The sequence below is a fragment of the Acinetobacter sp. YH12241 genome, assembly GCF_013417535.1.
Classification (GTDB): domain Bacteria; phylum Pseudomonadota; class Gammaproteobacteria; order Pseudomonadales; family Moraxellaceae; genus Acinetobacter.
This window is the reverse complement of the sequence record NZ_VPDQ01000008.1, coordinates 122,582-130,206: the sequence shown is the minus strand read 5'-3', so window position 1 is coordinate 130,206 and position 7,625 is coordinate 122,582. Positions and strand designations below refer to the sequence as shown.

General features: G+C 40.5%; 6 protein-coding genes. 1 reads left to right on the top strand and 5 read right to left on the bottom strand.

Translation table 11 applies throughout. The features are described from left to right. The 3 genes from FTV18_RS07030 to FTV18_RS07020 form a co-directional block, all read right to left on the bottom strand. Window positions 1–205: DUF4372 domain-containing protein (locus tag FTV18_RS07030; protein WP_180010975.1), on the bottom strand; the 205-nt coding region annotated here is incomplete at its 3' end. Between the two features lie 139 nt (window positions 206–344). Continuing rightward, a complete protein-coding gene (locus FTV18_RS07025; protein WP_159123813.1) occupies window positions 345–812 on the bottom strand; it encodes an HIT family protein in 468 nt (155 codons plus the stop codon). A gap of 126 nt (window positions 813–938) precedes the next feature. Next, on the bottom strand, window positions 939–2,648 hold the full coding sequence (locus FTV18_RS07020; RefSeq protein WP_180017240.1) for a GGDEF domain-containing protein: 1,710 nt from the start codon (window positions 2,646–2,648) through the stop codon (window positions 939–941). A gap of 1,141 nt (window positions 2,649–3,789) precedes the next feature. On the opposite strand from FTV18_RS07020, the gene omp33-36 reads away from it, so the two are divergent. Then, window positions 3,790–4,683 (top strand): porin Omp33-36, encoded by an 894-nt coding sequence (omp33-36, locus tag FTV18_RS07015; protein ID WP_180017242.1) that lies wholly within the window; start codon window positions 3,790–3,792, stop codon window positions 4,681–4,683. Between the two features lie 64 nt (window positions 4,684–4,747). Here the strand turns inward: omp33-36 and FTV18_RS07010 are convergent, their stop codons facing one another. Together FTV18_RS07010 and FTV18_RS07005 are read right to left on the bottom strand one after the other, a co-directional pair. Beyond that, window positions 4,748–6,712: a choline BCCT transporter BetT gene (locus FTV18_RS07010; protein ID WP_180017244.1), complete on the bottom strand. Its 1,965-nt coding sequence runs from the start codon at window positions 6,710–6,712 to the stop codon at window positions 4,748–4,750. Window positions 6,713–6,891: 179 nt separating this feature from the next. Further along, the gene (locus tag FTV18_RS07005; RefSeq protein ID WP_159123809.1) at window positions 6,892–7,608 is read right to left on the bottom strand and encodes an ion channel; all 717 of its coding nucleotides are present in this window, start codon (window positions 7,606–7,608) and stop codon (window positions 6,892–6,894) included. Window positions 7,609–7,625: the final 17 nt, after the last annotated feature.

Below are 7,625 nucleotides of genomic sequence, written 5' to 3'. Positions count from 1 at the left end.
TTTCCTGTTGGCACTCCAAATTGGATTGAATATCTCTCAGACTTTGCCTACAAGAGAATTGAGACATCAATATGGCAATAAACTGATCCCACCGGGAAGCCGCTCTAAATTTCTGTCCAACATGGTGTACTTTAGCAAGTTGTTCAAAATCCTGTCGCACAACAGGTTTAATTAGCTCATGAAATACGGTATTCTGATGTGACAAAACCTGAATCCTGGTCGTTAAAGTGTTTGTTTGCACTCATATTTTAACTGTTAGGACTCAGGTTTTTTTATTTAAAGCAAACTATGGGACAGCAGTGGAGAGTGCCCCTCTTTTAAAAAGAGGGGGCTTTTATTTTTGACTATGCGATTGAGCGAATATTTTCAGCCAATTGTGCCAGCGCTTGATCATCCGCCCTTCGAGCATCATGTGATGAAATATATCCCTCATAAGCATCAAAATACTTATCGATCGAAGAATTAATTGGCTGCCATTTTTCATGGGTATTTTTAGTCTGATGCATTGGAAATAGCTTGGCATGCACATGATCGACGCCAAATCCCTCAAACACCATTGCTGTTCGGCCAACGTCATCAAAATAACGATCCAATTTTAGAGCTACCTGCTTGGTATATAAAACCAGATTTGTCAGCACCTGGTCACTCAGTTCAAAGGCATAGCTGGAATAATGCTGTTTTGGAATCACCACGCTTGCGCCCAATGTATTGGGAAATATAGTAAGAAATGCCATAAAATCATCATTTTCATCGATTAAATGACATGGCAATTCCCCTTTTACCATTTGACAGAAAATACAATTTTTACTCATTTTAAGATCCCCTAAATTTTTATATTTTTTAAAAACTTCAATGAAATTTACTTTATTTTTTAACAATATAAATTATAAAATTATGACTCTTCAGACTGTTTAGCTTAAAAAATTCAGTTAAGTGGTTTAAACCTCAGCCACCACATTACGTCCTTTGGCTTTGGCCTTAAATAACGCCTCATCGGCCTGTTCCAGTAAAGCAATCCATGACTCTGCACCAATCGCTACCCCAATACTCACCGATACATGAATATCTTCATCAGCTGCGGTCAGAATAGAATGTTCAGCGACTTCGGTCCGGATTTTATTCGCCAGCATGAAAGCATGCTGCATCTCGATATTTTCAATCAGGACCAGAAACTCATCACCGCCATAGCGAACCAGCAGATCCGAAGCTCGAACATTGGCTTTTAAGCGTTCTGCAACCAGCTGAATAACCTGATCACCAATAATATGCCCATATTGATCATTGACCTGTTTGAAGTGATCAATATCAATAATCATCAGGCAGGTTCGCTTAAACTGGGTCGGATGCGTTTCCATAAAACGGATATATTCATCGAGCGCAAAACGGTTAGCCAGTCCAGTCAGGGAATCGGAATGGGCAATATTTTTCAGTCGAAATTCTAATGCTTCACGCTCTTGCAGCGTATGCTGCAGTTTTTGAATTGCTGTAAATAAGGATTCAGTAGGCCGGTCTGTTTTTAGTTTTGATGGTGCTTGCTTCCGTTCAGACCCAGTGGACAAATCAAATAAAATTTTACGTGCGCGAATTAAAGGAATAAAGATGCGTTTACGCGCAAAAATCATGGTCAAAATTGCCGTAATCAGGGAAATTCCAGATAAGGCCACTGTCCAGATCAAATGATTCAGACCATGGCGCATTTCCTTAATAGCCACATCTTTGGTGTATTGCAGTAAATAGTTCTGCAAATCAATCACTGTTGTAAATTTATCTACAATGGCTTCAGTCAGCTGGGTTCCAGTTAAATAATAAGGACGCTGCTGGCGGCTATCTTCAATCAGTCGCTCCACAATCGGTAAACCTTGCTGGATAAATTCAGTTCCGACCCGCTGATGTAAACGAATAAATTCATCAGTTTTGTCCTGAACAGGCTGTAGCGTATCAATAATATCCCAGAGATAACGTACCTGATGCTGGACCTGCAAGGAACGGGTAATGTTTTGCTCTGGAATCTGGGTTCCAAATGTCACATGTGCCATGACATTTGACGCTACCCGACCCGATTGATCCCTGAGATCAGATAAAAACAGGATTTCACTCATGTAATTATCCAAACGGGCAGATGGCGTAGCAGAGGCAATCACTACTCCTTTCAGAATTTTACGACTGCTATCCCAGGCACTAAACATGGCGAGAATGGCCTGATCCATTTCCTGTGCAGTACGTTCCGGGCGAGGTATTTGAGTATAGAGATCGACCTGCTTACGCCCATATTGCAGACTAGGCTTTAACTCAGATAAAAGTTGCTGGCTTAGGTGATTAAAACCAACCTGATCAAGTGCCTGAGCCGTAATTTGCATCTGTTGATCGACTTCCTGACGGTAATCGCTTAACTTCTGCTGATGTTTGGCAAATTCCTCAACCGAGCTAGACATTACTTTGTTGGCAGGTGCCCGTTCCCGGGAGATTTTATTGGAGAGATCGGTGACCTGTTGTAAGGCATAAAGCTGCTGATAGGTTTGTTTTGATTTTAAATAATGTTGACTACTATCAATAATTAAGGGAATACAAATACACAATAAACATAAAATAATGATCGACATCGACCAGTACAGATGTTTGCTGATTTTCTCAGAGCGCAAAGTATTCATCTTGATTTTTAGTCCTTCACATGAATCAAGGACTCCCCATTTAATAGTAGATAGATTATACAAATAAACGCCTACTCATCATCAATATTTCTTCCCAATTGCTTTGATTTTCAGAAGGTTTTCCTTATGTTCTTAAAGGTTTTAACTCTTTATATTTTCAGGATTTTTCATCTGTTATCACTAAAATATAAATAAGAATGAAAATTTCATAATTTAAAATATAAGAAAATTAAAAAACTCGCTTTCTGAACTATTTACACGTGCAACAATTAGGTGCATAATGCACTGCATTAGGGCGAGTTAAATTATTCCTCAGCAGATTTTTTGATTTACCCGCAAATTTTGGCGAAAAAACCTCAATTTTATATAGAAATTGAGGTTTTTTTTTGCAACTTTATAGAACGAAGCAATTTTTAAATTGAAATAATGCACCATTAAGGTGCACTTAAGAATCATCTTTGACGGCTTTCTATACTAGTTTTTCTAATCTTCTTTTATGAACTAATCCGTAGACTGATGCTTCTAAAAAATTCTGGCAAAAAAAAGCCCAACCTTGGGGAAAGCTGGGCCGATAAAAACAAAAATATGTGGAGAATCAGTCAAATTATCATGTAAAAACATGAACTCTAACCTGATTTTTTTATTATCAGTCAATTTGGTAACAATGTAAAGCACATTAATTTACTAGGATTTATGACATATCACAATTTATAGACAAAACAGTGAAATACATCACATTATAACCCTGATTTTGTCGCTAAACCGATCAATTCTTTCATAAATTTGCTTTATATTACAGTTTTTACGCCTCTCTTAAATTCAGTGTAATAAACATGATTATTTTCATGATAAATAAATTGGTTTTTTGAATTAAAATCCACTATTCAACTTAATTAAACAATCAAAAAATCCTTTATTAATTCATTTTCCTGATTAGATGTAACAATTTATTTAGTATACAACATTGTTATTTAAGCTTTTTTCTAAAATAACTAAATTTTCTAATTAAAAGACTATTAAACAAAATCAATACAATGATTTTGTACAAAAAAATAGCGATTTCGAATTGGATTGACTTAATAAATTGTCACAATACAATACGTTCCTGTTGTACATCTTTTGTAACAAAATGGTAAATATCATGAAAAAACTCGGTTTAGCCACTGCTTTATTATTAGCCATGACCGGTGCTCAAGCATATCAATTTGAAGTTCAAGGTCAGTCAGAGTACATCGACAACACTGCGAATGACAAAGACTTCACTGGCGCTGTTCAAGGTACTTACTACTTCAAAGATGTAGACGCTTCTAAAGGTCCTTTAGCTGAAGCTGCTTTCATCAACCAGGCATCTAATGTTTCTGCTGCTTATACATACGGCGAAAACGGACAAGAATTTGGTGATCGTACTGTACACCATACTTTTGGTGCAAAAGGTGAAGCTTACATCCCAACTAAAGTTGTTCCTGCTTATGCAAGCGCTTCTTATAGCCATACTATCACTGATAGCAAAGCTGGTAACCCAGATGACAATGGCGACCGTTATGCATTAGAAGTAGGTGTACTTCCTATTCCTAACTTCCTGGTAGCTGTAGGTTACACAAGCGTTGCAGACCAAACTTCTTATGACGCTTTCAACATGTTCAACAATGGCGTTGCTAAAGCTGCTATTGAGTCTCAAACAATCGCTGAAGACCAAGATGCAATCACTGCTCGTACTAAATATGTAGGCGCAATTGACGGCACTAACATGTCACTTGGCTTCGAAAGCGGCTTAGTTTATGGTGAAGATACTGCTTACAACCTAGGTACTACTTTGTACATCAACCCTAAATTAAGCGTTGGTGCATCTTATATGGAATCTAGCTACGCTAACTCTCCAGACAAAGCTTGGGGCGCAAACGTAAACTACTTCATCACTCCAGCAGTTGCTGTAGGTGCTAGTTATGTGAACTCAAACTACGAAGCAAATCTTGCTCAAAATGATGTAGTTCGTGATACACAAACTGTAGGCTTAAATGCTAAATTCCGTTTCTAATTTCTGAATTAGTGACTGAGTAAAAAAAGGACGCATCAGCGTCCTTTTTTATTGGATCAAATATTTATTCTGGAGAACGGACCAGACTTAAAAAATGCAAATGGCGCTCATATTGGTCAATGATGTCCTGGATTAAATCTTCCTGAGTCCATTCCATTACATCATAATTTTGCCCCCCTTCCCTTAAAAAGACTTCTGCCTGATAAGATTGCGGAGAATCTGCATCCGGCATAAAGCTCGGTGCTAAAGTCTGGGTAGCAATGACCTGATAAATAAAGTTCATTTCATTCTGATGATCGACACGTAACTCGATCCCATCTTCCAGTTTAAAGATTTTCACCTGGATGTGACGACGTTTCAGTTCAGCCTGAAAACTGTTAAAAGCTTTGCTGACCATCGTATCAATATAATCACGTACTTCATCATGCGTATGCGGATAATGCATAATTAAACCGAGTCGCTGTTGCCAGCTACGCGGGTTCTGAATGGCCCGTGGGGTAATACGCGCAGCTTGTAGCGCATGCATTTTCGTTACATCCAGATGCAGGGCCTTAATCAGTCCCCAGCAAATCAGCAGCATAATGAATGTGAACGGTAAGGCACTCATAATCGTAGCCGACTGCAGGGCTTCCAGCCCGCCTGCCAGTAACAGAATGATGGCCAATAAAGCCATTAACACGGTCCAGAACAGACGCTGCCAAGTCGGTGAATTCTCGGTTTTCGCCGTGAGATAATCCGTGACTAATGATCCAGAATCTGCTGAAGTGACAAAGAACAGGATAACCAATACCGTAGCAATAATACTGGTGACTGAATTAAATGGCAGATTACCTAAAAATTCGAACAGCGCTACAGAGGAGTCACGTTGTACTGCCTCAAGCAGATTAGTATTGGCTTCATGCATGATACTGAATAATGCAGCATTGCCCATAAAGCCCATCCAGATTAAGGTAAATCCGGTAGGAATCAGTAGAACCCCAACAATGAACTCACGGATACTGCGGCCTTCGGATACTCTGGCAATAAACATCCCGACAAATGGTGACCAGGAAATCCACCAGGCCCAATACATAATGGTCCAGCCACCAATCCAGCCACTAGGCTGATAGGCATACAGATTGAAGGTCATACTGAACAGGTTTGCAACATACTGTCCAGAATTCTGGATAGTGGTCTGCAGAAGATAGATACTTGGACCGGTAACAAAAACAAAGATGAGTAACAGTAAAGCAAGCAGCAGATTCAGTTCAGCCAGGCGTTTGATGCCCTTATCCAAACCAAAAAATACGGACATTGATGCCATTACAGTGACGGCAATAATCAAAATGACCTGAGTACTGGGGGTCTGCTCAACTCCAAATAGGTAATTCAGACCCGAATTAATCTGAGTCACCCCAAAACCTAAAGTTGTCGCAACCCCAAATACTGTCCCTAAGGTGGCAAAAGTATCTACCCCGTCTCCGATTGGGCCATGAATCCGGTTGCCGATCAGTGGATATAAGGCGGAGCGAACTTTTAAAGGCAGATTATGTCGATACGCAAAATAGGCCAATGACAGACCCACAATGGTGTAAATCGCCCAGGCATGCAGGCCCCAGTGGAAGAAAGTCACGCGAATAGCTTGCTGCGCGGCCAGTACAGTTTCCGGTTCACCAGCAGGCGGTGTGACATAGTGCATAACCGGTTCGGCAACACCGAAAAACATCAGGCCAATTCCCATACCTGCGGTAAACAGCATGGCAAACCAGGATGCCTGGCTGTATTTTGGCTGACTATGGTCGGGCCCGAGTTTGATTTTCCCCATATCAGACAGGGCAATATAAATCAGGACAATCAGGAAGATCGCCACGGAGAGGACATAAAACCAGCTAAATGAAGTGGTAATCCACGCATTCATTTGCTTGGTCAACAGGTCGAATGAATCAGGTGCCAGTATTACCAGTCCCAAAAAAATGGCGATAATCACCACTGTACTAATAAAGACATTCGGATTGATATTGGCAAACCAGGATGAAGGTTTGGAAGGCATAGATCCCCCATTTTTTTAATAGATTGGATGCCGGGAGGCTTGAATCATTATTGATAAGTAAAAACATTCTGATCGAGAGAATTACGATCAAAGATACGTTTTGGACCTTAAGATTTTAAAATATTCAGGAAAATAAAGCCGTTAAGTTACTGTAACCAAGCTATGCAGCTCTGTACGTTCTATTCCTCAGGCTTTCTATGCTTATGTTGTATATGAGTCTGTTTAGGAAGATGAGAAATATACTGTAAGGCAATCAGACGGGAAACAATCAAGGCCAGATACATTACCCCGACAAACATCTGGATAATGGCCAGCATCCGTGCGACCGGGCTGACCGGCATCACATCAGATAATCCTGTAGCAGACTGCACACTAAAACTCAGAAAGAGTAGATCCAGCCACGGCTGATAAGCTTTTAGATCTGGATCCGAGAAGCTGTAAGGTACCCATAACTGGCAAATGCTATAGAGAAAAGCGAAGCCCCAAGCCAGCAATGTGAAAACTGCTCCCGCTGCAAATAGTTCGTCTTTGGTCAGATAACGGTCATGAAACATATAACGTAACAGGCCATACGCTGCACTGAAGTAGGCACTGGCTTCAAACAGATGCGCGACGATCATGATCCAGGTATAGCGCAGCCCCAACACAATTAATGACGAAAAGAAGATGGCCCCTGCGACAAAGATGAGTCCCAGAATGGTAAACATCGGAGTCTGACGAATTACCTTGGCAATCACCAGCAAGACCACCACCCCCAGCATCCATGTACCCGCGCGATAAGAAACGCTGTCATAACTCAGCATCGACAGAATCAGAATCAGTAACTGCAGGCATAGCAGCCAGGCAGAAGGCAGATACTTAAAATGGGTCCAGAATCGTAGCAGGGAGTGCTTCATGAGATTTGTCTTGATGT

Excerpts from the sequence above, each read along its gene's own strand:
- omp33-36 (WP_180017242.1), top strand. The coding sequence starts at position 3,790 with ATGAAAAAACTCGGTTTAGCCACTGCTTTATTATTAGCCATGACCGGT.
- FTV18_RS07025 (WP_159123813.1), bottom strand. The coding sequence starts at position 812 with ATGAGTAAAAATTGTATTTTCTGTCAAATGGTAAAAGGGGAATTGCCA.
- FTV18_RS07005 (WP_159123809.1), bottom strand. The coding sequence starts at position 7,608 with ATGAAGCACTCCCTGCTACGATTCTGGACCCATTTTAAGTATCTGCCT.
- FTV18_RS07020 (WP_180017240.1), bottom strand. The coding sequence starts at position 2,648 with ATGAATACTTTGCGCTCTGAGAAAATCAGCAAACATCTGTACTGGTCG.
- FTV18_RS07010 (WP_180017244.1), bottom strand. The coding sequence starts at position 6,712 with ATGCCTTCCAAACCTTCATCCTGGTTTGCCAATATCAATCCGAATGTC.